Below are 24,785 nucleotides of genomic sequence, written 5' to 3'. Positions count from 1 at the left end.
AGAAAGACTCAGCGGCATGACAGAAATAGGAATTGGGATCATTGGTGGCGGCTATATGGGCAAAGCGCATGCGGTCGCGATGTCTGCTGTTGGTGCCGTGTTCAACACGGCGCTGCGGCCCCGTTTAGAGATGATCTGCGCCAGCTCTCCTGCAAGTGCGCAGGGCTATCTTAAGGCTTATGGTTTTGAGCGCGCGACAGACGACTGGCGAGTGCTGGTCAATGATCCGCGGGTCGAGGCCGTGGTGATTGCCTCGCCGCAAGAAACCCACCGCGAGATCGCATTGGCCGCCTTTGCGTTGAACAAGCCTGTGTTTTGCGAAAAGCCGCTTGGCGCGTCATTGCACGACAGCCAAATCATGACCGAGGCCTCCCGTGGCCAGATCAGCATGACTGGGTTTAATTATATTCGCACCCCTGCAAGCCAGTTTGCCCGCAAGCTGATTGCCGAGGGCGCTATCGGTGATATCACGTGGTTTCGCGGGGAACATACAGAAGACTTTATGGCCGATCCCGAAAGCCCTGCGACATGGCGGACAATGGGCGATGCCAACGGCACCATGGGCGATTTGGCCCCACATATGATCAATGGTGCGATGGCCTTGATCGGCCCGATTGCCAAGTTGATTGCCGAGGTTGAGACCGTGCACACCACGCGTCCGGGCGGCACTGTGGACAACGATGATCATGGTCAAATGATGTGTCGTTTTGAAAATGGTGCGATGGGACAAATGTATTTTAGCCGTATCAGTCATGGTCGTAAAATGGGCTATGCCTATGAAATCACGGGCACCAAAGGTGCTATAAAATTCGACCAAGAAGACCAAAATGCGCTGTGGCTTTACAACGCAGACGAGCCTGAGGCGACACGTGGATTTCGCAAAATCCTGATCGGGCCTGCGCACCCAGATTATGAAAACTTCTGCCAAGGTCCAGGCCACGGCACCGGATACCAAGACCAAATTATCATTGAAGCACGCGATTTTTTACGTGCGATCGAAACCCAAACACCCGTTTGGCCCACATTCCAAGATGGGTTGGACGTTACTCAAGTTGTCGCAGCAGCATTGGCATCTTCTCGCGCAAAAGCGTGGGTTGATGTGACCGCTGTCTAACGTTTTCGAAAGGCTCTTACATGACTATTAAAATCGGCAACGCCCCCTGTTCTTGGGGGATCGAATTCCCTAGCGATCCAGCTTACCCGACATGGCAATCCGTGTTGGATCAATGCGCAGGTGCTGGCTACAAAGGCATCGAACTCGGCCCTATCGGCTATATGCCTGAAGACCCAAAAGTGCTGGCTCCAGCTTTGGCTGAGCACGATTTGGAAATCATTGGCGGTGTGGTGTTCCAAGCGTTTCACGACCCAAACAATTGGGACACTTTGTTGGACGCGGCGACGCGTACCTGCAAAGCGCTTGTCGCTCACGGTGCGCAGAATTTGGTGCTGATCGATAGCATCTCTGCGCGTCGTGCACCGACTGCTGGACGTGCCTCCGAGGCCGAGCAAATGGACAAGGCTGAATGGACCGCCTTCCGTGATCGCATCGCCACTATCGCGAAAATGGGCGCCGAAGATTACGGTTTGACTGTTGGTATTCACGCGCATGCTGCGGGCTTCATGGACTTCGAGCCAGAGCTGGAACGCCTGCTCAGTGAGGTCGACAAAAAGATCCTGAAGATCTGTTTCGACACCGGCCACCACTCTTATGCTGGCTTCGATCCGGTGGCCTTTATGGACCGCTATATTGACCGCATTTCTTACATGCACTTCAAGGATATCGATCCTAAGGTCAAAGCGGATGTTGTTGAAAAACGCACCGATTTTTACACCGCTTGCGGGCAGGGCATTTTTTGTAATCTCGGCCAAGGCGATGTCGACTTTCCAGCTGTGCGGCAGCGTCTTTTGGACGCTGGTTTTGAGGGCTGGTGTACTGTTGAACAAGACTGTGATCCGTCCATGCCTGGCACGCCGCTTGAAGATGCGCGCGCCAATCGTGAATATTTGCAATCCATTGGATTCTAAGGAGACTTACCTATGGCAAAGTTAAAATGGGGTATGATTGGCGGCGGCGAAGGTAGCCAAATTGGTCCCGCGCACCGCTTGGGCGCATTGGCTGACGGGCGGTTTGAGTTCACCGCTGGCGCGCTGGATCATCGGGCCGATGCTGGTCGTGAATATGCGCAGCGCTTGGGCATTGGCCAAGACCGCGCTTATGGCGATTGGACAGAGATGCTTGCGGGCGAAAAAGATCGCGTGGATCGTGTTGATCTGGTGACGGTTGCGACACCAAATGCGACGCATTTCGAGATCACCAAATCCTTCTTGGAAGCGGGCTTTAACGTGCTGTGCGAAAAGCCGATGACGATGACTGTGGAAGAAGGCGAAGCCATCGTTGGTATCGCTGACAAAACAGGTAAAATCTGTGCGGTGAACTATTGTTATTCCGCTTATCCCATGGTGCGCCAAGCGCGTGCAATGGTTCAGTCGGGAGAGCTTGGTAAGCCGCGTTTGGTTGTGACAAACTTCTCGCACGGTCACCACGGTGATGCGACAGATGCTGACAATCCTCGGGTGCGTTGGCGCTATGATCCCGCCATGGCGGGTGTCTCAGGTCAGTTTGCGGATTGCGGTATTCACGCGCTGCACATGGCGAGTTTCATCTGTAACGATGAGGTGGAAACACTGTCTGCAGACTTTGCCTCGACGATCTCTAGCCGTGAGCTGGAAGACGACGCGATGGTCAATTTCCGCATGTCGGGCGGCACTGTTGGGCGTCTTTGGACCTCATCTGTGGCCATCGGTCGTCAGCATGGTTTCGACATTCAAGTGTTTGGCGAAACAGGCGGTCTGCGTTGGGCGTCTGAGCAACCAAACCAGTTGATCTACACCCCCGTTGGCGGGCGCACACAGATCATTGAAAAAGGCGAAGCGGGCCTGTCAGAAGATGCGCAGCGTTTGTCGCGTGTGTCCATTGCGCACCCCGAGGGCTTTCCTTTGGCAGTGGCCAATATCTACTGCGATTTGGCGGATGCTATTGCTGGTGAAGTCCGTGATGGCTTGCCAAATGCATCAGACGGTGTGCGGTCTATGGCGGCTGTTCACACGGCTGTGGCGTCGGCCAAAGAGGGCGGTGTTTGGATGGATGCGCGCCCTTCTATCTTCAGGTAAAAATTTAGGAACGGGGCCGCAACGTGCCCCGTTCCACCACACGACACGGAAACAACCGCGCCTCAGGATAGCGATCTGGCTCGTCCAGCATGGCGACCATCAATTCGATGGACGAGCTGATGATTTGGCGAATGGGCTGATGGATCGTTGTCAGGTTAATATTTTCCCACCCAGACATTTCCATATCGTTCAAGCCGATGATGCCGATATCTTCGGGCACACGAAGCCCCATGTCTTTGACTGCGCTGAGCGCGCCAATAGACAACACATCATCCGCGCAAAAATATGCTTCAGCTGGGTTTTCTTTCAACAGGCGTAGCATTTCAGTGCGACCCGCCTCGAAAGAATAGGCAGCTGCGTAGCTGTGAGACTGCTTGATGTTAGGATGGTGAGACAGTTCACGTTCAAAGCCTTCAAGGCGATCTTGTGCTGACGTCGCAGACTGTGGGCCGCCAAGATAAGCGACTTTTTTATAGCCGCGTTCCACAAGTTCAAGTGCCGCCATGCGGCCAGCGACGACGTTGTCGATTCCTACGGCATGAACATCAGGACTGCTGGAATAACGGCCAAAGGTGTGCACGACAGGCAGTTTTTGATCGCGAAAAGCCTTGGAAAACACCGGCGGAAGAGTAGATGAGGCGACGATTGCACCGTCTACTGAATATTGCTGTAGCATGCGCAGGGAGTTTTCGGGATCAACCTCGTCACTCAAATTGACCAAAAGCGGCCGCAATCCGCGATCTTGCAGGCCGCGCGTGAACAGATCGAATACTTGCAAAAAGATCGGATTGTGAAAGTTGTTGCTGACCAATCCGATAAGTTTGGTGCGGCGCGTCGTGAGGCTGCGTGCCAAAAAGTTCGGGCTGTAGCCAAGCTCTGCGGCGGCTTTCTCGACTTTGCGGCGCATCTTGAGAGAAACGGACGCGCCATCTGTAAAGGTGCGCGAGACAGCTGACGTCGAAACCCCCGCGCGGTTCGCGACATCTTTGAGTGTAGCAGTCATCACTTCATCCTCCTTGGCACGCAATGTTATGCCCGTATCTCTTTGAAAAGTCAGTAGAGGTGAGGGTAGGGATATAAAATATTTTTTGCAACCGGTTGCAAAAAAAACGAATCCGTGTTTTGTTCCATCTTGAGAAGGGCGCCGCCCGCTCGATTGCTGATTAAAATCGCGTTCTTGGGAGGAACAACATGAAATCTATTTTTACCAAACTTATGCTGACCGCAGCTGTCATCGCATCGCCAGTTTTGGCAACTGCAGACGATCACGGTGACGACCTGACATATGTACTTGTCAGCCACGCCCCTGATTCAGACAGCTGGTGGAACACAATCAAAAACGGCTTGGCGCTTGCTGGTGAGCAAATGGGCGTTAACGTTGAGTACCGCAATCCACCAACAGGTGACCTTGCAGACATGGCGCGCATCATCGAGCAAGCCGCAGCGTCGAACCCTGACGGTATCATCACAACACTCGCCGATTACGACGTTCTTAAGGGCCCCATCATGGCGGCTGTTGATCAAGGTATCGACGTGATCATTATGAACTCAGGCTCCCCTGCTCAAGCCCGCGAAGTTGGCGCTTTGATGTACGTTGGTCAACCTGAATACGATGCAGGCTTTGCCGCTGGTCAGCGCGCAGCCGGCGACGGCGTGGGATCATTCTTGTGTGTGAATCACTATATCAGCTCACCATCCTCCACTGAGCGTTGCCAAGGTTTCGCAGACGGTCTTGGTATCGATCTTGCCAACCAAATGATTGATTCCGGTCAAGATCCATCCGAGATCAAAAACCGTGTTCAAGCTTACCTTTCAGCCAACCCTGAGACAGACGCAGTTTTGACACTCGGTCCGACCTCTGCTGATCCAACCATGCTTGCTTTGGAAGAAATCGGCCTGTCTGGCGATATCTACTTTGGCACATTCGACCTTGGCGAAGAAATCGTGAACGGTTTGAAATCCGGTGTGATCAACTGGGGTATCGACCAACAGCCATTCTTGCAGGCTTACCTGCCAGTTGTTGTGTTGACCAACTATGATCGCTACGGCGTTTTGCCCGGCAACAACATCAACTCTGGTCCAGGCTTTGTGACCAAAGATGGTCTTGAGCTGGTCGAAAAATACGCAGGTGAATTCCGCTAGAACGAGCGATACTTAGGGCGGGTCTTTAATTTTGGGCCCGCCCTCTTTTTGACCAAAATTTGGGAGGGGGCGCATATGTCAGACGCATCCAATAACGACGAACGCATCAAGGAAATGTCCAGTCTACGGCAGTCTTTGATCCGTCCTGAACTCGGCGGCATCGTGGGTTCGATTGCCGTATTTACGTTCTTTTTGCTGTTTGCATTCGACAGTGGTATGTTCAACTCTCAGGGTGTGCTGAACTGGTCCACAGTATCTGCGCAGTTTATGATCATCGCGGTCGGCGCCTGTTTGTTGATGATCGCAGGTGAGTTCGATTTGTCTGTTGGGTCCATGATCGGGTTTGCCGGTATGATGATCGCAATCTTCGGCGTCGTCCTTGCTTGGCCGATGTGGATTGCGATTTTAGTGACCTTTGCAATCTGTATCGCATTTGGGGCTTTGAACGGCTACATCGTTGTGCGCACGGGGCTTCCGAGCTTTATCGTGACGCTGGCGACTTTGTTCATTTTACGCGGGTTTACAATTTTTATTCCGCAAACACTTGAAAGCAAAACCATCATCGGCGGCATTCGCGAAGCGGCGGAAGGCGATTGGCTTGCGTCCTTGTTTGGTGCCAAAGTTGGCGGGCCGATCTTTACATGGCTTGGCGAGGCGGGGCTGATTTCGACATTCACACGCGGCACGCGTGCAGGGGAACCTGTGGTGGATGGTATTCCAATGCTGATCGTATGGGCCATTGGCTTGGTCATCGTCGGTCATATCGTTTTGACGCGTACCCGTTTTGGCAACTGGATTTTTGCAGCAGGCGGCGACGCGCAAGCGGCACGTTACGCGGGTGTGCCAGTGGACCGTGTTAAGATCACTATGTTCATGTTTACAGCCTTTTGTGCCACAGTGTTTGCTGTGTGTCAGGTGATGGAATTTGGCTCCGCTGGTGCGGATCGCGGTATCTTGAAAGAGTTCGAGGCCATCATCGCAGTTGTGATCGGCGGCGCGCTTTTGACCGGTGGTTACGGATCAGTGATCGGGGCGGCCTTGGGCGCTTTGATCTTTGGTGTGGTGCAGCAAGGCCTGTTTTTCGCAGGTGTTGAAAGCTCACTGTTCCGCGTGTTTCTTGGGGTGATTTTGCTCTTAGCTGTTATCCTGAACACATACATTCGACGCATGATTACGGGAGAACGCTAATGGAACCTATCATCCGTATGAGCAATATCGAAAAACACTTTGGCTCAGTGATTGCGCTGGCTGGTGTGACTGTCGATTTCTTCCCTGGCGAATGTCACTGCCTTTTGGGTGACAACGGTGCGGGTAAATCCACGTTTATCAAGACGATGGCGGGCGTGCACAAACCAACCAAAGGCGACATCACGTTTGAAGGTCAGCCAATGCAATTTGAAGATCCACGCGACAGTATCGCCGCAGGGATTGCCACAGTGTACCAAGATCTTGCGATGATCCCGTTGATGTCTGTGAGCCGTAATTTCTTTATGGGCAACGAGCCTATTAAAAAGATTATGGGGATGCCGTTCTTTGATCATGAGCACGCCAATGAGGTGACCATGACTGAGATGAAGAAAATGGGCATCAATTTGCGCGGGCCGGATCAGGCTGTGGGCACTCTGTCTGGCGGTGAACGCCAAACGGTTGCCATCACGCGGGCTGTGCATTTCGGGGCGAAGGTTCTGATTTTGGATGAACCCACGTCGGCTTTGGGTGTGCGTCAGACAGCCAATGTTTTGGCCACCATTGACCGCGTGCGCAAGCAGGGTATTTCGGTTGTTTTCATCACGCACAACGTACGTCACGCGATGGCTGTTGGGGACCGGTTCACTGTTTTGAATCGCGGAAAAACCTACGGTACGGCGCTTGCGGGCGAAGTGACACCAGAAGGGTTGCAAGACATGATGGCCGGTGGTCAGGAACTTGCAACGCTTGAAGGGTCTCTCGGCGGCACGGTTTAAATCGTCGCACTTACGGGATTTAGAAAATAGCACAGCGAGCATGATGTTCGCTGTGTTTTTTGTGTGAGGGTGGACTTGCGTTTAGATCGGCGCACCATTGCCTAACGTGAGTAGGCTTCAAACAAATACGGACCACTTGTTGTGTTGTCGATCATCTCAAGTACATGTTCTGGAATATGATGGCTGTCACGGTCGAACAACCCGCAATGGCGCAAGGCTGCCATGGAATGCATCGAATGGGGCGGGCGTTCGAACACAACACGTACTGCACAAGGCATATGGTTACTGTCAGCTGACACCCCAAGTTTGATTCCATGCAGTCGAGTCCAGCGCATGGAATAATCGGGGTATAGCACTGTTTGTGTGAGCTCGACTTCGGCACCGTACTCATGATCCGACATGAAAATCCGATCCCCCGTCATCAAGGCAGCACCTTGATAGCGAAAATGGTGGCGACAGGGTTTGTCGTGTGGGCCCATGCGCTCTAGGCGTTTGTAAAACATATAATGGTCGCGGGCTTCAAAGGTGATCAGGTTTCGGATCACTTTGCCCGGCTGCGACATTGAATGGTAATATTCCCAGAACGTGCCCGCCATGTTTTGAATACGCGGTTCGTTACTGGCCATAAGTTTATCGATGTACTGGCGTAACATGCGCCCCGTGCTGTCGTCATTATCGAGGCCGCGCAATTGGATCAGTTCGGCGAAGTCCTTGGGCGGTGACATCAACTCATGAATCTCGACGCCAAAATAGTCACATATTTTGCGCATCAGCCCTGTTCTTGGGGTCGACGTGCCCGCAAGATATCGATTGAGTTGACTGCGATTGATGCCTAGATCGCGACTGACCTGAGAGATCGACGTCTTGAACGAACATAACAGTCGCAGGTTTTCCGATATTTCAGACATCTTGTTCTTTTTCTCGCGGTAAATGCATCAATTTGCACCAGTTTGCGCGCAATGAGCCAATTGTCAATAAGGGGCGTACCGCGCATGATTGAGCTAAGGAGACATCTATGACACGCAGACCATATACGATCGGGATCATCGCAGGATCTGGCCCTGAGGCTGGCGTCGACTTGTGGTCCAAAGTTTTGGTAGCAAATCAAAAAATCATGGGCGACGCATTTCATGGCGATCTTGATGCGCCGCGCGTGGTGATCGTATCTGAGCCGCAATTGGGCCTATCAATGGCGCTGCGTGCCAATGAAAATGAAACTTGGGAGGCCCTAGAGCGCACGGTGCGCCAGATTGCACCGCAAGTGGATGTATTTGCGATTGCTTGCAACACGCTCAATTGGTTCGCCCCGCGGATCGACGCTTTGCTGCCCTTGATAGAAGGTGCAGGTGAATTTTTGTCATTTCAGTCGGTTCTTAAAGACGTGCTGATGCGTGCGGATCAGACCCAAGTTGGTCTCTTGGCTGCAGGTCCCGTTGCGGCACTTGACGACTATTCCGTTTACACGGCACTCACTTCTGGCATAGATTTTGAAACACCTAAACAGGCCAAGCCATTGCATTTTTTGATTGAAGATGTGAAACGGTTTGGTCAGAACCACGGCGGATTGGCGCAGCGTTTTGAGGTTATCGCCCAAGACTTAACGTCATCGCTTGTTGTTTTAGCCTGTACAGAGTTGCCCTTGATTGCCGCAGATGTTGCTGGCAAGACATTTATAGACGTGACGGAATGTGTGGCACAAACGCTGGCGGCCCGCGCGACCCGCGCACGAAAGAATGATCTATGAAGCTGCTTTTTATCCACACAGGGGGCACCATCGGGATGGTGCCCAGCGATGAGGGTTTGACCCCGCAAGAGGGTCTTGTCGAAGCGGCCATCGCGGCGCTCTTGCCCGCAGAGGTCGAGTTGCATCAACATATTTTCGCGCCTTTGGTGGACAGTGCTAATCTTGGGCCAGATCATTGGAATGAAATGCTAGATGTCATCGATGCACATCCTGACTGTCCCGTATTGGTGATCCAGGGCACTGACACAATGGCGTTCACCGGTGCTGCCCTGTCGCAGGCGCTGGAAGGCTTGAACCGGCGTGTGGTGCTTTGTGCCTCTATGGTGCCGCTTGGGGCTGGCGGCGATGCCGAAGGTAATCTGAGCTCTGCCATCGATGCCTTATTAAATGATGCCACTGTTGGCGTATTTTTGGCCTTTAACAACATGTTGATGCCTGCGCGTGCAGTGGTCAAACATCACAGCTTTGCCCGCGATTCTTTTCGCGCCATCCCGCAAAATCCGGTGACGTCGCCCAAGCGCCGTCGTTTTGGTTCCAAGAGATTGGCGATTGTGACCTTGGCAGTAGGGTTACCCGCAGCCGCGCTTGCAGCGATGTTGGCGGAACTGGATGGAGCCGTGTTGCGGGTCTTTGGTACGGGGACGATCATGAATGACGCTGGCGTCATCGCGGCGCTGTCACAAGCCACCACGCGCGGTGTGCAAATTCGCGCTGTCAGTCAGTGTGAGGTCGGATCGCTTGAGCCCGGCACTTATGCTGCGGGTGCGCCCTTGTGGGGTACTGGTGTGCAAAACGGTGGGCGCGAGACGCCAGAGGCCGCTTTGATCCATCTTTGGCTCAACTGAGCCTCAGGGCTATCGTCTTTGATGTGCGGCAGTTCCAAATACGTTTCACAGTAAAAAGGGTCGCCCGAAGGCGACCCAATGTATCTTAGTTGTTTGAGTAACGTGATGTCTTAGTCGTCTTTCCAACGCGCTGTGTTCCAAGCCTCACGGTCCAAGTTCAAGTCTTGGAAGTCGTCAGGGTTAAACACAGGCCGCTTGATGCCCGCGCTGAGCTGTTTGCGGAAATCGTCTACGACACGCATCGCGGTCGGGAAGAGCATCATCAAGGCCACAAGGTTGACCACAGCCAAAATGCCCATCATCGGATCTGAGAAGAAGAACACAGATGTCGCATCAGGTGCCACGGCCCCCAACAACACGATGCCCAAAATCGCAACACGCAAACCGATGATCGCTTGTTTGGATTTCGTGATCGCCGCCATGGCGTTTTCGCCAAGGTATGTGTTGTAGATGATCGACGAGAAGGCAAAGAGCAAAATACCGACAGTCAACGCGTATTTGGACCAATCGCCAAAGTGGCTTGCCAAGGATTGCTGTGTCAAAACAACGCCATCAATGCCCACTGCGCCGGGTACATAGACATCCCCCAAAAGGATGACAAACGCCGTACAAGAACAGATGATAATGGTGTCGATGAACACTGAGAAAGACTGCGTGATGCCTTGGCTTACAGGATGGCGCACAAGGGCCGTGGCTGCGACGTTTGGCGCTGAACCCAGACCTGCCTCGTTTGAGAACAACCCGCGACGCAGACCGTTGGCAATGGCAGCGCCCATGCCGCCTGCAACCGCTTCGTTAAAGCCGAATGCGCTGCTGACGATGTCACTGATGACCCGTGGAATTTCGCCGATGTTCAAGATGATCGCAACAACAGCCAAGCCGATGTAGCCAACAGCCATCACGGGCACAACAACATCAGCCGCTTTGGCGATGCGTTTGATGCCACCGAAGACAACGAAAGCCGTGATCGCGACAAGTGCGATACCTGTGTACAGACGATCGATGCCAAAGGATTCTTGGACGGCACCCGCAACAGTGTTGCCTTGAAACGCGTTAAAGCCAAGACCAAAGGATGCGAGCAAACACACAGCATAGATCACAGCGATCCAGTTGTAGCGTGCTCCGAGGCCACGACGAATGTAATCTGCTGGGCCACCGCGAAACGCGCTTTCGCCGTCAGATTGTTTGTAGACTTGCGCCAAGGTACATTCGATCAAAGATGTCGCCATGCCCGCGAAAGCAATTGCCCACATCCAGAACACCGCACCGGGGCCGCCAAGCGTGATCGCCACAGCGACACCTGCAATGTTGCCACCGCCAACACGACCGCCAACAGACACAAGCAAAGCTGCTCGCGCGGACAAGGCATTCGGGTCTTGGTTTTGGTTGTCCCCAGACAACACGCGGAACATACGTTTGAAAAACTCGATCTGGACGAAGCCAGACATGAGCGTCATGAAAATGCCAAATACGACAAGTATGGGAATAAGGGCCCATCCCCACGTGAGGTCATTAATAACCCCGAAGAATGTTTCTAGGCTTTGCATAGTCCCTCCATTCAGAACCAGTTGTTAGTGTTCGTGACGTTTTTGGGCGTTGTCGCCTCGTTGATCTTGCGCGAACCCTAGGTAAATGGAAAGAAGCTTGCTATTACCTAAGACAGGAACAGCTGGCGCTATTCGATCCTATTTTGGCACTAGATAGCACCAATTCGGGTGCAATAGGTGTGGTCGCGCTACCCCGTGTGGATCGAGCAAGACCTGACTTGAGGTGGTTTCAGGCTCAGGATGGACTCCAATCCGCAATTGTCATGGACCAAGTCGGCCAAAGTCACAGCATCTAGCTCTTTGTAAAAGGCCTCCAGCGCGCGATTGATATAATGACGCAACCTACAGCAGTCGGACAGAGGACAAGTGTTGGTGTCCGGTGCAAAGCATTCGGCAAACGGTACGTTGCTTTCAAAAACGCGAAACAACTGGCCGATAGAGATTTCACTCATATCTCGTCCAAGCTTTAAGCCCCCCGCACGTCCACGTTGGGTTGTGACATACCCGTGTAAGTGCAGTTGATGCACAACTTGCGCCAAATGATTGCCTGATGCGTTGCACGCCGCCGCGATGTCCGAGGATCGTACAATTTCGTTTTTGTGGACTGCACAAAACATCAAGACGCGGGCAGCAAGATTTGTTTTTGTTGTCAGACGCATTAACGGCCCGCTTTCGATACTGTGGCTCCTGTGAGCAGGCCCAATGGGCTTTAGCTCAAGATGTCGTAGCGTCCTAAATGGGGCGGGTCTCTGATCTAGATCAGTAAGAGGGCAACAAGGGGGGGCGATTTCTATCTGTCAACATCTGCAATAGACAAGGCGCGCGCAGCCTCCTATGCAAATGCTCATGAATTGGGATCAAGACATCGACGCTATCGGCCTTTTGTGCCCCTTGCCTGTGCTTAAAGCGCGCAAGCGCCTGTTGGCGATGAAAACCGGTGAGGTTTTGCGTCTTGTGGCCTCAGACCCTGCTGCTGTGATCGACGTGCCGCATTTTTGTGCCGAGGCTGGTCACTTGCTTTTGGCACAAACCGCCGCAGATGATGCACTTAGCAAACTTAGCCCCAACGGCACGGCCCAATTTTATTTCATCAAGCGCGGTTAAATATCGCGCGCCAACAAGTGTTCAGCCCGTTCCAAATCTTCAGGTGTGTTGATGTTGAAAAATGGATCGAATGTCTTCGTCTCAAAAACAATGACATCTGCATTTTGAGCCTGAGTCCATTGGGTGACTTTACGCGTGCCTGCCAAAAGATCAGCGCGCAGTTGATCGCGGGAATCAGTTGGCCAAATCCCAAACGTTGGATGAAGCCTTAGCCTGCCTGTCTCGTCGCGTGTCCCAGCCAAAGCAATTTTGCCCTCTGTGCGCTCTGAGATGAGCCGTCTGGCAAGATCGTGAGGAAAAAACGGTGTATCAACCGCTGTGGTGATAACGCTCGCATGACCAAGGCCCGCCGCCCAGTCCATCGCCGCTAAAATGCCTGACAGCGGACCCAGATGACCCTCAAGCGGATCAGGGATGACCTGTTTCTTAAACGGGTCAAACCGGGTCAGATTTCCATTGGCGTTCAGCGCGATTGTTGAGCATTGCGCGCCCAAGCGGGCAAGTCCGAGTTCCAACAACGTCTTGCCGCCCAATTGGCATAGCGCTTTGTCGCGCGTCCCCATGCGTGTCCCAAGTCCCCCAGCTAAGATCATTGCGGGTAGGGTGGTCATTGGCGGGCTAAAAGGTTGTAGGTCATCGGTGTGTTCCCTATTCAAGGCACTCAACTTGGCGCGAAGTGATCGCAGGTGCAAGGCGGTTCACGATTCAGTTTCATCACCATAGAAAGCACCTTTGTGCGCTTCGATTAAAAAATGGGCGCAAGGCCAATTTTTTACACATCCAAGACCTGCGCTGACTTTACAACGCAAAGCCTCTGTGGCCCTTGTCATCTTATGGCAAACACTCTTTCCGTTATCATCGTCGAACCTGATCCCGCGCGTGCCCAGCTTATCATTGATAGCCTGTGCGATGCGGGCGAGTACGATTTACATGTCATCGCTGAGTCCACAGGTTTGGCGCGTCATATCAAAGCGCATAATCCAGACATTGTGTTGATCGATGTTGAAAGCCCCTCACGGGACACGCTTGAAGAACTTACACTGGCATCGGGTCCGTTGGATCGTCCTGTGGCTATGTTCGTAGATCGCTCTGATGACGGCTTGTCCACGGCCGCGATCGAGGCGGGCGTCTCTGCCTATGTGGTCGACGGTCTGCAGAGCCAGCGTGTCAAACCCGTCATGGATGCCGCCATCGCACGGTTCCGTATGTTCCAGCGTATGCGTACCGAACTGGCGGAAACCAAACGGTCGTTGGAAGAACGTAAAGTCATTGATCGCGCTAAGGGCATGCTGATGCGGGCCCGTGGTATTGGCGAAGATGAAGCCTATGCTCTTTTGCGCAAAACCGCGATGGACCAAGGCAAACGTGTCGCCGATGTGGCCAACGCGTTGGTGACGGCTGCGGGACTTTTGGCATGACGGGACTTTTGGCATGAAGGGTACGGTTCTATCTGTCGGCTTTATCCCGCTCGTGGATTCTGCGCCTTTGATCGTCGCGCAAGAAATGGGATTTGCTGCCGAAGAAGGTATCGCATTGGATTTACGTCGCGCACCGTCATGGTCATCCTTGCGCGATATGCTCAGTTTTGGCCAAGTTCAGGCGGCACATATGTTGTCGCCCGTTCCTGTCGCAACCGCTTTAGGTTTGGGCGGAGCGCGGGCAAAACTGTCAGCAGTCTCAGTTTTATCCATAAATGGCACGGTCATCGGTGTCTCCAACACTTTGGCGCAGAAAATGCGCGGGCAGGGGCACAGCTTTGATTTTCGCGATGCCTATGCCGCTGGCAATGCCTTGATCGCGGCCGCCGGCGCGCGGTTGCGCATTGGGGTGCCTTTCCCTTTTTCAATGCATGCCGAGCTTTTGTATTACTGGTTGTCCGCTTTGGGCCTTCCTGCGCCGCAAGGCGTGGATATCAAGACCGTCCCCCCGTCCCTGATGGCTGAGGCGATCAAAGCGGGCGAGATCGACGCGTTTTGCGTGGGCGAACCTTGGGGATCTATCGCCGTAGAAAATGGCGTTGGCGAACTGTTGTTGCCTGGCTCTGCGATATGGGCTTTTGCCCCAGAAAAAGTGTTGGCCGTGCGCTCTGATTGGGCCGAGCAAGAAGCGGAGCTTATGGGGAGGCTGATCCGGTGCGTGGGGCGCGCTGGGCAGTGGTTGGCGGCCCCGTCATCACGCCTTTTGCGATCTGAGCTTTTGGCACGCCCCGAGTATCTGAATATGTCCGCTGAAATTTTGGATCGGTCCTTTGACGGACGTTTGGTGATTTCTAACGCAGCAGGCGAGCGCCATGTGAAGCAATTTATGGAATTCAGTTCAGGAGCGGCCTGTTTCCCGTGGCGATCCCAAGCGGAATGGATCGGCGGTCAGCTTGCAGCGCGCTTGGGGCTTGATCGCCCTGCCGCTTTGGCTGCGGCGAGATCAGTGTTTCGATCTGATTTATACCGTGCGGCGCATGCAGGCACATCTACAGATATGCCTGGGGCGTCGAGTAAAGTTGAAGGCGGTGTTCTGACGCCAATGGCGGTGGCGTCAGAATCGGGTCAGATCATTTTGCAGCCTGATCAGTTCTTTGATGGGCGACTTTTTGAGCCAAGTTCGGGCTAAAGCTTAAATAGTAAGCGAAATCGCCAACGGATTTGCTGCAGTTGAAAAAAACATACAGCGATGCATTGCAGAATTTACTCAAGAACTGTCCACTCAAGTTAGTCGAAGGCAATGGCGCCGCGACGCAGAATTATTTTTCCAGTGATGGAATACGAAGAGCAAAGCCGCTCGATACGTTCACCCTCCTCCTCCCGGGTGGTCCGTATCGGCGGCTTTTTTTTGTTTTAGGTCAGCGCGCACAGAAAGCGGGCCTCTAATGGACGACGACAAAGGGACATAGGAATGAAAAAACTACTACTCGGCCTAATCGCCAGCACAGCACTCGCAGCACCCGGTTTTGCCGAAATGCTGGACCTTGAAAAAGACGAACTGACATTTGGTTTTATCAAATTGACAGACATGGCACCGCTCGCCATTGCTTATGAACAAGGCTTTTTTGATGACGAAGGTCTGTTTGTAACGCTTGAAGCTCAAGCGAACTGGAAAGTTCTTTTGGATGGCGTGATCGACGGCACACTTGATGGTGCGCACATGCTAGCTGGTCAGCCTTTGGCCGCGACCATCGGTTACGGCACCGAAGCACATATCATCACACCCTTCTCAATGGATTTGAACGGCAACGCGATCACCTTGTCGAACGAGGTTTGGGAAACGATCAAACCAACGTTGCCAACTGACCCAGACGGCAAAATTTCGCACCCAATCTCTGCATCTGCTTTGAAGCCTGTGCTTGACGATTACGCTGCTAAAGGTAAGCCTTTCAACATGGGCATGGTTTTCCCAGTGTCCACACACAACTACGAGCTGCGCTACTGGTTGGCTGCGGGCGGTATCAACCCTGGTTACTACTCACCTGAGAACGTGTCCGGTCAAATCGGCGCAGAAGTGTTCTTGTCTGTGACACCCCCTCCACAAATGCCAGCGACTTTGGAAGCGGGCACAATCGACGGTTACTGCGTTGGTGAACCTTGGAACCAGCAAGCTGTGTTCAAAGGTATTGGTGTCCCTGTGATCACTGACTACGAGCTTTGGAAAAACAACCCAGAGAAAGTATTCGGCATCACCAACGAATTTGCTGAAATGTACCCGAACACAACCAAAGCTGTGGTCAAGGCTTTGATCCGCGCTGCGATGTGGCTTGATGAAAATGACAACGCCAACCGTCCTGAAGCTGTCGCAATCTTGTCACGCCCTGACTATGTTGGTGCTGATTATGACGTGATCGCGAACTCTATGACTGGTACGTTTGAGTACGAAAAAGGTGATGCGCGCGCTGTGCCTGATTTCAACACCTTCTTCCGTCACAACGCGACTTACCCGTTCTACTCTGACGCTGTTTGGTACCTGACGCAGATGCGCCGCTGGGGTCAAATCGCCGAAGCCAAGCCTGATAGCTGGTACGACGAAATTGCAAAATCTGTTTACAAACCAGAGATCTACCTCGAGGCCGCAAAGCTGTTGGTCGAAGAAGGTCTGGCAGATTCAGCTGATTTCCCTTGGGACTCTGATGGCTACAAAGCACCAACCCCTGCTGAAGACATCATCGATGGTATTGGGTTCAATGGCGCAATGCCGAACGCATACTTGGAGAGCCTGCCGATTGGCCTGAAAGGCGAACAGATCGTCTCAGGTTCAGACATCAAAGGTTAACTTTAAGTGGAGCGTCCCTCGACGCTCCACCTTTTTACGTTTTTAAGGACCGACCCAATGACCGCCATAGACCCACAAGTTTTGGATGCAGATCAAATTGCGAAATCCAAAGAGGCCAAACGCGCCAAACTGTTCACCCGCATCAACAAGGCGGATAAATGGTTTCAGGTGATCGGCCTCAGCTGGATGACACCGATTTTGAAAGCGCTCGCGGGAGACAACCCACGCGCGCAAGGCAAAGAGATTTGGCGCCTTTTGGGCGTGCCTGTCTTGGCGATTATCGGTTTTCTACTGCTTTGGGGTATTATGGCGCCCAAGGTTGTGACCTCTCTTGGTGCGATCCCTGGGCCTGCTGCTGTCTGGGTCGAGGCCAAGAACCTTCATGCTGACGCGATCGCGAAAGCAGAAAAGAAAGAAAGCCACGAAGAGCGCGTTACCAAGCGCAACGATCGCTTTATCGCCAATGGCGAGCCTGAAAAGGTTAAAGACATTCCCTACACTGGGTCACCGTCTTATTACACACAGATTTGGACTTCTATCAAAACTGTATTCTTTGGCTTCTTGATCGGGTCTATCATTGCCATCCCTTTGGGTATTTTTGCAGGCCTGTCGCCCTACGCGAACTCTGCGATCAATCCCTTGGTGCAGCTGTTTAAACCGGTGTCGCCACTGGCGTGGTTGCCAATCGTGACCATGGTTGTATCGGCGGTCTACACCACCAATGATGGCATGTTTTCCAAGTCGTTCTTGGTCTCTGCGATTACGGTGACGCTTTGCTCACTTTGGCCCACTCTGATCAACACTGCTATGGGCGTGGCCACCATCGACAAAGATCTGATTTCAGTATCTAAGGTTCTGAAAATGAACACTTACAGCAAAATCACCAAACTGGTTTTGCCATCAGCTTTGCCTTTGATCTTTACCGGTTTGCGTCTGTCTTTGGGTGTGGGCTGGATGGTTTTGATCGCCGCTGAAATGCTGGCGCAGAACCCCGGTTTGGGCAAGTTCGTTTGGGATGAGTTCCAAAATGGCTCATCACAATCTTTGGCGAAAATCATCGTTGCTGTGCTGACAATCGGCATCATCGGGTTCTTGCTGGACCGTGTGATGTTCGCGCTGCAATCCCTTACAACCTTCTCGAACAACCGGTGATCTCATGAGCATTTTAAAGTTCGAAAACGTCAACAAAGGCTTCGGCAACGGGCTGACACGTCAAGAGGTTCTCAAGGACATTTCCTTGGAAGTGGAAGAGGGTGAATTTCTCGCTATCCTCGGGTTTTCCGGCTCTGGTAAGTCTACGATCATGAACATGGTCGCAGGTCTGGAAAAGCCCGACACAGGCAGTGTGACCTTCAAAGGTAAGCCTATTGAGGGCCCCGGTCCAGAGCGTGGCTTGGTGTTTCAATCCTATTCTTTGATGCCGTGGTTGACGGTCAAAGGGAATGTCTTGCTGGCGGTTCATAGCGTCTTTCCAAAGCTGTCCAAGGCTGAGCAAAGCGACAAGGCAGATCACTACATCAATATGGTGGGGCTCGGACATGCGTCCGCGCGCCGCCCTGCAGAACTGTCTGGCGGGATGCGTCAACGTGTGTCTGTGGCGCGTGCTTTGGCGATGGACCCTGAGATGTTGTTGCTGGACGAGCCACTGTCAGCGCTGGACGCATTGACACGTGCGAATTTGGCCGATGAGATTTTGGACATTTGGGAGCAGGACAAAAAGACCTGTATCTTGATCACCAACGATGTGGATGAAGCTATTTTGTTGGCGGATCGCATCGTGCCGCTCAACCCTGATGGCACGCTTGGCGAGCCTTTCGTGGTCAATATTCCACGCCCACGGGAACGCGGCGCGATGAACAATGATGCGACATTCAAAGCCTTGCGCGTTGCTGTGACGTCCTATTTGATGGACGTTGGCATCACCGCCAAGCACGAAGAATCGCGCACCTTGCCAAACGTGACGGCGATCCATTCCGTGCCGGCTGCCGTAAGCAAAGCGCAAGAGGGCATGATCACAGATCGTTACCTTGATTTCTCGCAAATTCACAAAATCTATCCGACTCCAAAAGGGCCGCTGACGGTTGTGGAAAATTTTGATCTTAAAGTGAATCGTGGCGAATTTATTTCGGTCATCGGCCACTCTGGATGCGGCAAATCCACCGTTTTGACCATGGCTGCGGGTCTGAATGAAATCTCAAAAGGCGTGATCAAACTTGACGGTTACGAGGTGCGTGGTGCGGATCCTGAGCGGGCTGTTGTATTTCAATCGCCGAACCTATTCCCTTGGCTCACAGCCAAAGAAAACGTCGCCATCGGTGTGCATAAAGTCTATCCAAAAGCCAGCCAAGCTGAGCGCCAAGATGTGATCGAATATTATCTTGAACGTGTCGGTCTGGCGGATGCGATGGACAAAGAAGCCTATTCTATGTCCAACGGTATGAAGCAACGTGTTGGCATCGCCCGCGCCTTTGCTTTGTCGCCCAAATTGCTGTTGCTTGATGAACCTTTCGGCATGCTGGACAGTCTTACACGGTGGGAATTGCAAGAGGTGTTGATGGAAGTGTGGGAACGCACCAAAGTCACCGCGATCTGTGTCACGCATGATGTGGATGAAGCGATTTTGCTGTCGGATCGTGTGGTGATGATGACCAACGGACCGCAAGCAACAATCGGTAAAATCACCAACGTCGATTTGCCACGTCCACGTACACGCAAAGCCCTGCTCGAGCACCCTGATTACTATCACTACCGTCAAGAGGTTCTTGATTTCTTGGAAGAATACGAGCACGGCGCCAAACCAAAGCCAAAGGCCGAAGCGCCTATCACAAAATCAGTCGCAGCGGAATAAGCACGCAAAAGCTGAAACGTTTTTGGTGCGCGTTTGAGAATGACTTGGGCGATCATTTGTCGCCCAAACTCAAAGGCAATGGGGCCTCTGCCAAGTGGTGCATTGTCTGACGCGATGAAAGATGTTGTTCACGCACTTGCGTAGGGCACAGTTAAGAAAGCCTGAAGTCACATGTCACAAAAACTTGTCATCATAGGCGCTGGAATGGCACCTGGTCGTTTGCTTGATCATTTGGTCGCGGCAGATCCACAAGCTTATGACGTGACACTGTTCAACGCAGAAAAACGTGGCACTTATAATCGCTTGATGTTGTCGCCTGTTTTGTCTGGCGAAAAAAACTATGCAGACATCGTGACCCATGATGACGCTTGGTACGCAAAACATGGCGTGACTTGCCGATTTGATGAACGCGTGCTTGCGATTGATCCGGTGTCCAAGGTGGTGATCGGGGAAAAGGGCAGGGTTGCTTATGACAAGCTGGTGATCGCGACGGGATCAACCCCGTTTATGATTCCAATGCCGGGGCATGATCTGCCTGGTGTGATCGCGTATCGGGACTTAGAAGATACTGAAACTATGATTGGGCTTTGCAATAAACCCGATGCCCGCGCTGTTGTGATCGGCGGCGGTGTCTTGGGGCTTGAGGCCGCAGCCGGTATGGCTGCGCGCGGCATTGACGTGACCGTTGTGCACAATTCGGGCCATGTTATGAATCGGCAATTGGATGCGCCCGCAGGTGGTTTGCTCAAAGCTGATCTTGAAGCGCGTGGCGTAAAGGTGCTCTGCGGCGCTGCATCGACGCAGATTTTGTCAGGCGCTGACGAGCGTGTGCGCGCGCTACAACTGTCCGATGGGACTGAACTTGCCTGCGATCTTTTGGTGATGGCCGTTGGGATTAGACCCAATGTGTCTGTCGCGAAAGACGCTGGGCTGGATGTGAACAGGGGCGTTGTTGTCGATGACCAAATGCAAACGTCTAACCCGAACATTTTCGGACTGGGCGAATGTGTTGAGCATAACGATGTACTATTTGGTTTGGTGGCTCCGCTTTATGATCAGGCTGAGGTTCTGGCCAAAACGCTTCTTGGTCAACAGGCGCAGTTTGTGCCAAAAGAGCTGTCTACCAAGTTGAAAGTCACCGGTTGCGATCTGTTCTCTGCGGGTGATTTTGCCGATGCTGAGGATCGCGAAAGCATTGTATTCCACGATAAAATACGGCGTGTTTATAAGCGGTTGGTGATCAAGGAAAACATACTCATCGGTGCCGTTCTCTACGGCGATACCGCAGATGGGGCATGGTTCTACAAGCACATCACCGATGGCACAGATATTAAACCGTTGCGTGATCAGCTCATTTTCGGGCCAGCATTTGATGCGGATCACACTCAGCTAGCTCAGTCTGCGATCAGTTCAGACATTGCGCGTCCCGCTTCCATTTTGATGACCCAAGAAAGCCTGCAATGACACTGCCTTGCCAATCCGACGAAACGCGGTCCACCTGTCCTTATTGTGGTGTTGGCTGCGGCGTTTTACTTAAACCCGATCCGCAAGGTGGTCTGATTGTTAGGGGCGATCCTGAACACCCCGCCAATTTTGGACGGTTGTGCTCAAAAGGCTCAGCTTTGGGCGAAACGGTGTCGCATGAGGGCCGTTTGCTGGCACCTCAGGTAGGCGGTGCCGATACCGATTGGGACAGAGCTTTGGATTTGGTGGCTGAAAAGTTCAAACAGACCATTGCGGAACACGGCCCTGACAGCGCGGCGTTCTACGTCTCAGGCCAATTGCTGACCGAAGACTATTACATCGCCAACAAACTGATGAAGGGCTTCATAGGGTCCGCCAATATAGACACCAATTCACGACTGTGCATGGCGTCTACCGTGGCAGGGCACAAACGCGCCTTTGGCACAGATACCGTGCCCGGCACCTACGAAGATCTGGAAACCGCTGATCAAATCGTGCTGGTCGGATCGAATTTGGCGTGGTGCCACCCTGTGTTGTATCAACGCATCGTGGCTGCGCGTGACAAGAACCCTGACCTGAAAATCATCGTGGTCGATCCGCGCCGCACTGCAAGTTGCGATCTGGCTGATTTGCATGTGCCTTTGCGTGTTGGCACCGATGTGGCTTTGTTCAATGGATTGCTGGCGGAAATTGCATCACAGGGTGCCACGGATCAAAGCTATCTGGCCCATGTGAACGGTGCTGTGGCGGCGATTAAAGCCGCGCGCATCGGCGACCCAAATGTGACGGGCCTCGCGCCTGAGACCTTGCAGCGTTTCTATGATATGTGGATAAACACGCCCAAAACGGTCACAGTATTTTCCCAAGGCGTCAATCAATCCTCTGCCGGTGCCGATAAAGTCAATGCGATCCTCAATTGCCACCTTGTGACGGGGCGTATCGGCACAAAAGGCTGCGGGCCGTTTTCTGTCACAGGTCAGCCCAACGCCATGGGCGGGCGCGAAGTTGGTGGTTTGGCCAATATGCTGGCCTGCCATTTGGACATTGACAACCCGGCGCATCACGCAGCTGTTTCCGAGTTTTGGCAGACGGATCGCTTGTCGCCAAAATTGGGCTTGAAAGCCGTCGATATGTTCGAGGCTGTGGGCGATGGGCGCATCAAAGCGCTCTGGGTTATTCACACCAATCCGGCCGTCTCTATGCCAGATGCTGACAAGGTGGTCGCGGCGATGAAGTCTTGCGATTTTGTGGTGGTCTCAGACATCACCGCTGCCACAGACACGGCGCGTTTGGCGGATGTGCTGCTGCCCGCAAGCGCTTGGGGCGAAAAAGACGGCACAGTCACCAACTCAGACCGGACTATATCACGTCAACGCCCCGCCATGGTTGCCCCAGGGCAAGCTCGCGCAGATTGGGACATCTTGGCCGACGTTGGCCGCCGCATGGGGTGGGACGCTGCATTTGATTTCAAAACGCCCGCCGACATTTTTCGCGAATACGCTGACATGTCACGCCTTGGCACGGTCTTTGGCAAAGACTTTGACATCTCCGCTTTGAGTGACATCGACAACGCCGCCTATGATAGTTTTGAGCCGCAACGCTGGCCCATTACAGCTACGCGCCAAGGTGGCCGGTTCTTTGCTGATGGGCAATTTTTCACCGCAGATGGCAAAGCGAACATGCTGCCGCTGACCTACCGTGGCCCTGTTGCCAAAACCGGAAAACGCTATCCTTTGCGTTTGAACACAGGCCGCATTCGCGATCAGTGGCATACCATGACCCGTACGGCACTGTCGCCACGCTTGTCGGCGCATTTGGCTGAGCCCTTCATCGAAATTCACCCCGATGATGCAGATGCCGTAGGGATTAAGCCGTCGATGCTTGTGCAGGTCAAAAGTCCTGCCGGATCGGGTATTTTACGGGCGATGATCACGGATCGTGTGCGTCAAGGCGATGTCTTTGCGCCGATGCACTGGACTGGTGAAACAGCCCCCAGTGCGCGCATAGACGCACTTGTGCCGTCAGTGGTCGACCCTGTCTCTGGCCAGCCAGAAAGCAAAGCTGCCGTTGTGGCCGTGACCCCTTTCAAGGCTGAATGGTACGGCTTTGCTGTGTCCTCTGGCGAGGTCGGGCCCAATTGTGACTACTGGGCCCGCGCCAAAACCCGCACAGGATATCGTTTGGAATTGGCTGGCGCCGTGACGCCCAAAGATTGGGAAGCCGAGGCACGGCGATTGTTCAATCTGCCCGACACGCCTGTGCAAACAATGATCGATGCCAGCTCTGGCAAAGCGCGTTTGGCGTTTTACGAGGGCAGTGTTCTGAAAGCGGCTTTGTTTATTTCGAAAGCACCCGTGGCTGTGATGCGCGATTATCTTGCCACTTTGCCAACAACAGATGCGCCCCATGCGATCGCAGGCGTATCGCCCGCCGACCAACCTGATCCGGGGCCTGTCGTTTGTTCTTGCTTTAATGTGGGCATCAATACGATTGTAGCGGCTATTGAGGCCGACGGACTTATGAGCGTCGAGGCCGTGGGCAAAGCCTTGCAAGCGGGCACGAATTGTGGCTCTTGCAGACCTGAGATTGCCGACCTGCTTGTGAAAGTACGGGAGGCGCAGACACAAGCGAAAGAGGCAGCAGAATGACATTAGCCCCCCATGTGCGCACATTAGGTCGCGGCCCAGGACGCTCACGCTCGTTGACACGTGACGAAGCTTATGACGCGATGCGTATCATTCTGAGCGGTCAAGCTGCAGCTGAATCTGTCGGCGCCTTGTTGATGCTCTTGCGCATGAAAGGCGAAGTCGCAGATGAAATTGCAGGCTTCACCCAAGCTCTGCGTGATGATTTGCCCAATGCGCCGAAACCCGATCTCGATTGGCCAAGTTACGCCGCGGGGCGCACGCGTGGTTTGCCGTATTTTCTGCTGTCAGCCAAATTGGTTGGGGCTGCGGGCCATTCTGTTTTGATGCATGGCTTCAACGGCGAAGGCGAGGCGGCACAGACCATTCGCGACGCGCTTCCTTTTGCTGGCATTCCTGTATGCGACGATATCGATGGGGCGACCGCTGCACTCAAGGCCGACAATATCGCTTACTTGCCGCTTGAAAACTTCGCGCCAGAACTGCACCGTCTTTTGCTTCTGCGTCGCGATTTTAACTTACGCTCTTGCCTTAATACAGTCAGCCGGATGCTCAACCCCGGTGCGGCAAATGCCAGTGTGCAGGGGGTTTTTCACCCGTCTTACCGCGAACTTCAGGCCGATGCGTCTAAACTGCTGTCGTTGACATCTTTGACAGTGATCAAGGGGGGCGGTGGCGAATTTGAATGCAATCCGTCCAAAGACACCGTTGCCTTTGGCCTGCGTGCTGGCGCATCTTGGGAACACAGCTATGCCCCCGATTTAGATGCAACGCGCAAATTGAATGATGGCGAACGTGATCCTAAGCGTTTGCAAGAGTTGTGGGCTGGCACTGCGCATGATGCATTTGCCGAAGGGATTGTCGTCACCACCGCTGCATTGGCTTTGGACACACTCGGCGTCGCAAATCCTAATGATGCAGCGCGATCTCTGTGGGACGCGCGCGTGCGCTAAACTGCACCGACAAGAGATTGAAGTTTCCAATTTTTGAGACCTTTGGACGTAATTAACGCGCAAAGAACCACATTTGTTTCCGCGATAATGCCCGATTTTTG

The 24,785-nt window shown here is 53.2% G+C and carries 21 protein-coding genes and 1 pseudogene; 17 read left to right on the top strand and 5 right to left on the bottom strand.

The features are described 5' to 3' along the window. The first annotated feature begins 16 nt into the window (after positions 1-16). Genes WNY38_RS04720 through WNY38_RS04710 form a run of 3 tightly spaced genes read left to right on the top strand, consistent with a single transcriptional unit; the run spans position 17 to position 3,171 of the window. Positions 17-1,114 carry a Gfo/Idh/MocA family oxidoreductase gene (locus WNY38_RS04720; RefSeq protein WP_342856182.1) on the top strand — a complete coding sequence of 366 codons (1,098 nt, stop codon included), beginning with the start codon at positions 17-19 and terminating at the stop codon, positions 1,112-1,114. Between the two features lie 20 nt (positions 1,115-1,134). Further along, on the top strand, positions 1,135-2,025 hold the full coding sequence (locus tag WNY38_RS04715; protein ID WP_342856181.1) for a TIM barrel protein: 891 nt from the start codon (positions 1,135-1,137) through the stop codon (positions 2,023-2,025). A 12-nt stretch (positions 2,026-2,037) separates the two neighbouring features. Next, complete coding sequence (locus WNY38_RS04710) at positions 2,038-3,171, top strand: Gfo/Idh/MocA family oxidoreductase (RefSeq protein WP_342856180.1); 1,134 nt, start codon at positions 2,038-2,040, stop codon at positions 3,169-3,171. A gap of 4 nt (positions 3,172-3,175) precedes the next feature. On the opposite strand, the gene WNY38_RS04705 is transcribed toward WNY38_RS04710, so the two are convergent. Next, a complete protein-coding gene (locus WNY38_RS04705; RefSeq protein WP_342856179.1) occupies positions 3,176-4,174 on the bottom strand; it encodes a LacI family DNA-binding transcriptional regulator in 999 nt (332 codons plus the stop codon). A gap of 188 nt (positions 4,175-4,362) precedes the next feature. Between WNY38_RS04705 and WNY38_RS04700 the strand changes: the two genes are divergently transcribed. The 3 genes from WNY38_RS04700 to WNY38_RS04690 all read left to right on the top strand — a co-directional run bounded on the left by WNY38_RS04700 (position 4,363) and on the right by WNY38_RS04690 (position 7,277). Then, positions 4,363-5,313, top strand: a complete 951-nt coding sequence (locus WNY38_RS04700) for a sugar ABC transporter substrate-binding protein (RefSeq protein WP_342856178.1) — start codon at positions 4,363-4,365, stop codon at positions 5,311-5,313. 75 nt (positions 5,314-5,388) lie between these two features. Then, on the top strand, positions 5,389-6,501 hold the full coding sequence (locus tag WNY38_RS04695) for an ABC transporter permease (protein ID WP_342856177.1): 1,113 nt from the start codon (positions 5,389-5,391) through the stop codon (positions 6,499-6,501). After that, a complete protein-coding gene (locus WNY38_RS04690) occupies positions 6,501-7,277 on the top strand; it encodes an ATP-binding cassette domain-containing protein (protein ID WP_342856176.1) in 777 nt (258 codons plus the stop codon). The genes WNY38_RS04695 and WNY38_RS04690 overlap by 1 nt, the downstream gene beginning before the upstream one ends. A gap of 101 nt (positions 7,278-7,378) precedes the next feature. On the opposite strand, the gene WNY38_RS04685 is transcribed toward WNY38_RS04690, so the two are convergent. Then, complete coding sequence (locus WNY38_RS04685) at positions 7,379-8,185, bottom strand: helix-turn-helix transcriptional regulator (protein WP_342856175.1); 807 nt, start codon at positions 8,183-8,185, stop codon at positions 7,379-7,381. A gap of 107 nt (positions 8,186-8,292) precedes the next feature. Here WNY38_RS04685 and WNY38_RS04680 point away from each other — a divergent pair, with 107 nt between their 5' ends. Together WNY38_RS04680 and WNY38_RS04675 are read left to right on the top strand one after the other, a co-directional pair. Beyond that, complete coding sequence (locus tag WNY38_RS04680) at positions 8,293-9,021, top strand: aspartate/glutamate racemase family protein (protein WP_342856174.1); 729 nt, start codon at positions 8,293-8,295, stop codon at positions 9,019-9,021. Beyond that, positions 9,018-9,866, top strand: a complete 849-nt coding sequence (locus tag WNY38_RS04675; RefSeq protein WP_342856173.1) for an asparaginase domain-containing protein — start codon at positions 9,018-9,020, stop codon at positions 9,864-9,866. The genes WNY38_RS04680 and WNY38_RS04675 overlap by 4 nt, the downstream gene beginning before the upstream one ends. A gap of 110 nt (positions 9,867-9,976) precedes the next feature. On the opposite strand, the gene WNY38_RS04670 is transcribed toward WNY38_RS04675, so the two are convergent. After that, on the bottom strand, positions 9,977-11,413 hold the full coding sequence (locus WNY38_RS04670) for an alanine/glycine:cation symporter family protein (protein ID WP_342856172.1): 1,437 nt from the start codon (positions 11,411-11,413) through the stop codon (positions 9,977-9,979). Between the two features lie 188 nt (positions 11,414-11,601). After that, entirely contained in the window at positions 11,602-12,072 is a 471-nt protein-coding gene (locus WNY38_RS04665; RefSeq protein WP_342856171.1) for an Rrf2 family transcriptional regulator, read from the bottom strand. 187 nt (positions 12,073-12,259) lie between these two features. Here WNY38_RS04665 and WNY38_RS04660 point away from each other — a divergent pair, with 187 nt between their 5' ends. Next, the gene (locus WNY38_RS04660; RefSeq protein WP_342856359.1) at positions 12,260-12,517 is read left to right on the top strand and encodes a sulfurtransferase TusA family protein; all 258 of its coding nucleotides are present in this window, start codon (positions 12,260-12,262) and stop codon (positions 12,515-12,517) included. On the opposite strand, the gene mobA is transcribed toward WNY38_RS04660, so the two are convergent. Next, positions 12,514-13,128: a molybdenum cofactor guanylyltransferase MobA gene (gene mobA, locus WNY38_RS04655; protein ID WP_342856170.1), complete on the bottom strand. Its 615-nt coding sequence runs from the start codon at positions 13,126-13,128 to the stop codon at positions 12,514-12,516. The two genes, WNY38_RS04660 and mobA, sit on opposite strands and share 4 nt — an antisense overlap. A 222-nt stretch (positions 13,129-13,350) precedes the next feature. Here mobA and WNY38_RS04650 point away from each other — a divergent pair, with 222 nt between their 5' ends. From WNY38_RS04650 to WNY38_RS04615, 8 genes and pseudogenes are all read left to right on the top strand, one after another. After that, on the top strand, positions 13,351-13,935 hold the full coding sequence (locus tag WNY38_RS04650) for an ANTAR domain-containing protein (protein ID WP_342856169.1): 585 nt from the start codon (positions 13,351-13,353) through the stop codon (positions 13,933-13,935). Between the two features lie 13 nt (positions 13,936-13,948). Next, the gene (locus tag WNY38_RS04645; RefSeq protein ID WP_342856168.1) at positions 13,949-15,124 is read left to right on the top strand and encodes an ABC transporter substrate-binding protein; all 1,176 of its coding nucleotides are present in this window, start codon (positions 13,949-13,951) and stop codon (positions 15,122-15,124) included. Positions 15,125-15,406: 282 nt separating this feature from the next. After that, positions 15,407-16,774 (top strand): CmpA/NrtA family ABC transporter substrate-binding protein, encoded by a 1,368-nt coding sequence (locus WNY38_RS04640; protein WP_342856167.1) that lies wholly within the window; start codon positions 15,407-15,409, stop codon positions 16,772-16,774. A gap of 57 nt (positions 16,775-16,831) precedes the next feature. Then, a complete protein-coding gene (locus WNY38_RS04635) occupies positions 16,832-17,926 on the top strand; it encodes an ABC transporter permease (RefSeq protein ID WP_342856166.1) in 1,095 nt (364 codons plus the stop codon). Between the two features lie 4 nt (positions 17,927-17,930). Then, a complete protein-coding gene (locus tag WNY38_RS04630; RefSeq protein ID WP_342856165.1) occupies positions 17,931-19,622 on the top strand; it encodes an ABC transporter ATP-binding protein in 1,692 nt (563 codons plus the stop codon). A gap of 171 nt (positions 19,623-19,793) precedes the next feature. Then, positions 19,794-20,993 (top strand): annotated as a pseudogene (locus WNY38_RS04625) (FAD-dependent oxidoreductase); the annotation flags it as partial. A gap of 89 nt (positions 20,994-21,082) precedes the next feature. Beyond that, positions 21,083-23,734 carry a molybdopterin-dependent oxidoreductase gene (locus WNY38_RS04620; RefSeq protein ID WP_342856164.1) on the top strand — a complete coding sequence of 884 codons (2,652 nt, stop codon included), beginning with the start codon at positions 21,083-21,085 and terminating at the stop codon, positions 23,732-23,734. After that, a complete protein-coding gene (locus tag WNY38_RS04615; protein ID WP_342856163.1) occupies positions 23,731-24,684 on the top strand; it encodes a glycosyl transferase family protein in 954 nt (317 codons plus the stop codon). The genes WNY38_RS04620 and WNY38_RS04615 overlap by 4 nt, the downstream gene beginning before the upstream one ends. Positions 24,685-24,785 lie beyond the last annotated feature (101 nt).

Source organism: Pacificibacter sp. AS14, assembly GCF_038899935.1.
Lineage (GTDB): Bacteria > Pseudomonadota > Alphaproteobacteria > Rhodobacterales > Rhodobacteraceae > Celeribacter.
The sequence above is the reverse complement of the archived record's forward strand: the minus strand, read 5'-3'. Positions and strand labels throughout refer to the sequence as shown.

What these genes read in the sequence shown, in the direction of transcription:
- WNY38_RS04720 (WP_342856182.1), top strand. Translation starts at nt 17, where the DNA reads ATGACAGAAATAGGAATTGGGATCATTGGTGGCGGCTATATGGGCAAA.
- WNY38_RS04715 (WP_342856181.1), top strand. Translation starts at nt 1,135, where the DNA reads ATGACTATTAAAATCGGCAACGCCCCCTGTTCTTGGGGGATCGAATTC.
- WNY38_RS04710 (WP_342856180.1), top strand. Translation starts at nt 2,038, where the DNA reads ATGGCAAAGTTAAAATGGGGTATGATTGGCGGCGGCGAAGGTAGCCAA.
- WNY38_RS04705 (WP_342856179.1), bottom strand. Translation starts at nt 4,174, where the DNA reads ATGACTGCTACACTCAAAGATGTCGCGAACCGCGCGGGGGTTTCGACG.
- WNY38_RS04700 (WP_342856178.1), top strand. Translation starts at nt 4,363, where the DNA reads ATGAAATCTATTTTTACCAAACTTATGCTGACCGCAGCTGTCATCGCA.
- WNY38_RS04695 (WP_342856177.1), top strand. Translation starts at nt 5,389, where the DNA reads ATGTCAGACGCATCCAATAACGACGAACGCATCAAGGAAATGTCCAGT.
- WNY38_RS04690 (WP_342856176.1), top strand. Translation starts at nt 6,501, where the DNA reads ATGGAACCTATCATCCGTATGAGCAATATCGAAAAACACTTTGGCTCA.
- WNY38_RS04685 (WP_342856175.1), bottom strand. Translation starts at nt 8,185, where the DNA reads ATGTCTGAAATATCGGAAAACCTGCGACTGTTATGTTCGTTCAAGACG.
- WNY38_RS04680 (WP_342856174.1), top strand. Translation starts at nt 8,293, where the DNA reads ATGACACGCAGACCATATACGATCGGGATCATCGCAGGATCTGGCCCT.
- WNY38_RS04675 (WP_342856173.1), top strand. Translation starts at nt 9,018, where the DNA reads ATGAAGCTGCTTTTTATCCACACAGGGGGCACCATCGGGATGGTGCCC.
- WNY38_RS04670 (WP_342856172.1), bottom strand. Translation starts at nt 11,413, where the DNA reads ATGCAAAGCCTAGAAACATTCTTCGGGGTTATTAATGACCTCACGTGG.
- WNY38_RS04665 (WP_342856171.1), bottom strand. Translation starts at nt 12,072, where the DNA reads ATGCGTCTGACAACAAAAACAAATCTTGCTGCCCGCGTCTTGATGTTT.
- WNY38_RS04660 (WP_342856359.1), top strand. Translation starts at nt 12,260, where the DNA reads ATGAATTGGGATCAAGACATCGACGCTATCGGCCTTTTGTGCCCCTTG.
- mobA (WP_342856170.1), bottom strand. Translation starts at nt 13,128, where the DNA reads ATGACCACCCTACCCGCAATGATCTTAGCTGGGGGACTTGGGACACGC.
- WNY38_RS04650 (WP_342856169.1), top strand. Translation starts at nt 13,351, where the DNA reads ATGGCAAACACTCTTTCCGTTATCATCGTCGAACCTGATCCCGCGCGT.
- WNY38_RS04645 (WP_342856168.1), top strand. Translation starts at nt 13,949, where the DNA reads ATGAAGGGTACGGTTCTATCTGTCGGCTTTATCCCGCTCGTGGATTCT.
- WNY38_RS04640 (WP_342856167.1), top strand. Translation starts at nt 15,407, where the DNA reads ATGAAAAAACTACTACTCGGCCTAATCGCCAGCACAGCACTCGCAGCA.
- WNY38_RS04635 (WP_342856166.1), top strand. Translation starts at nt 16,832, where the DNA reads ATGACCGCCATAGACCCACAAGTTTTGGATGCAGATCAAATTGCGAAA.
- WNY38_RS04630 (WP_342856165.1), top strand. Translation starts at nt 17,931, where the DNA reads ATGAGCATTTTAAAGTTCGAAAACGTCAACAAAGGCTTCGGCAACGGG.
- WNY38_RS04620 (WP_342856164.1), top strand. Translation starts at nt 21,083, where the DNA reads ATGACACTGCCTTGCCAATCCGACGAAACGCGGTCCACCTGTCCTTAT.
- WNY38_RS04615 (WP_342856163.1), top strand. Translation starts at nt 23,731, where the DNA reads ATGACATTAGCCCCCCATGTGCGCACATTAGGTCGCGGCCCAGGACGC.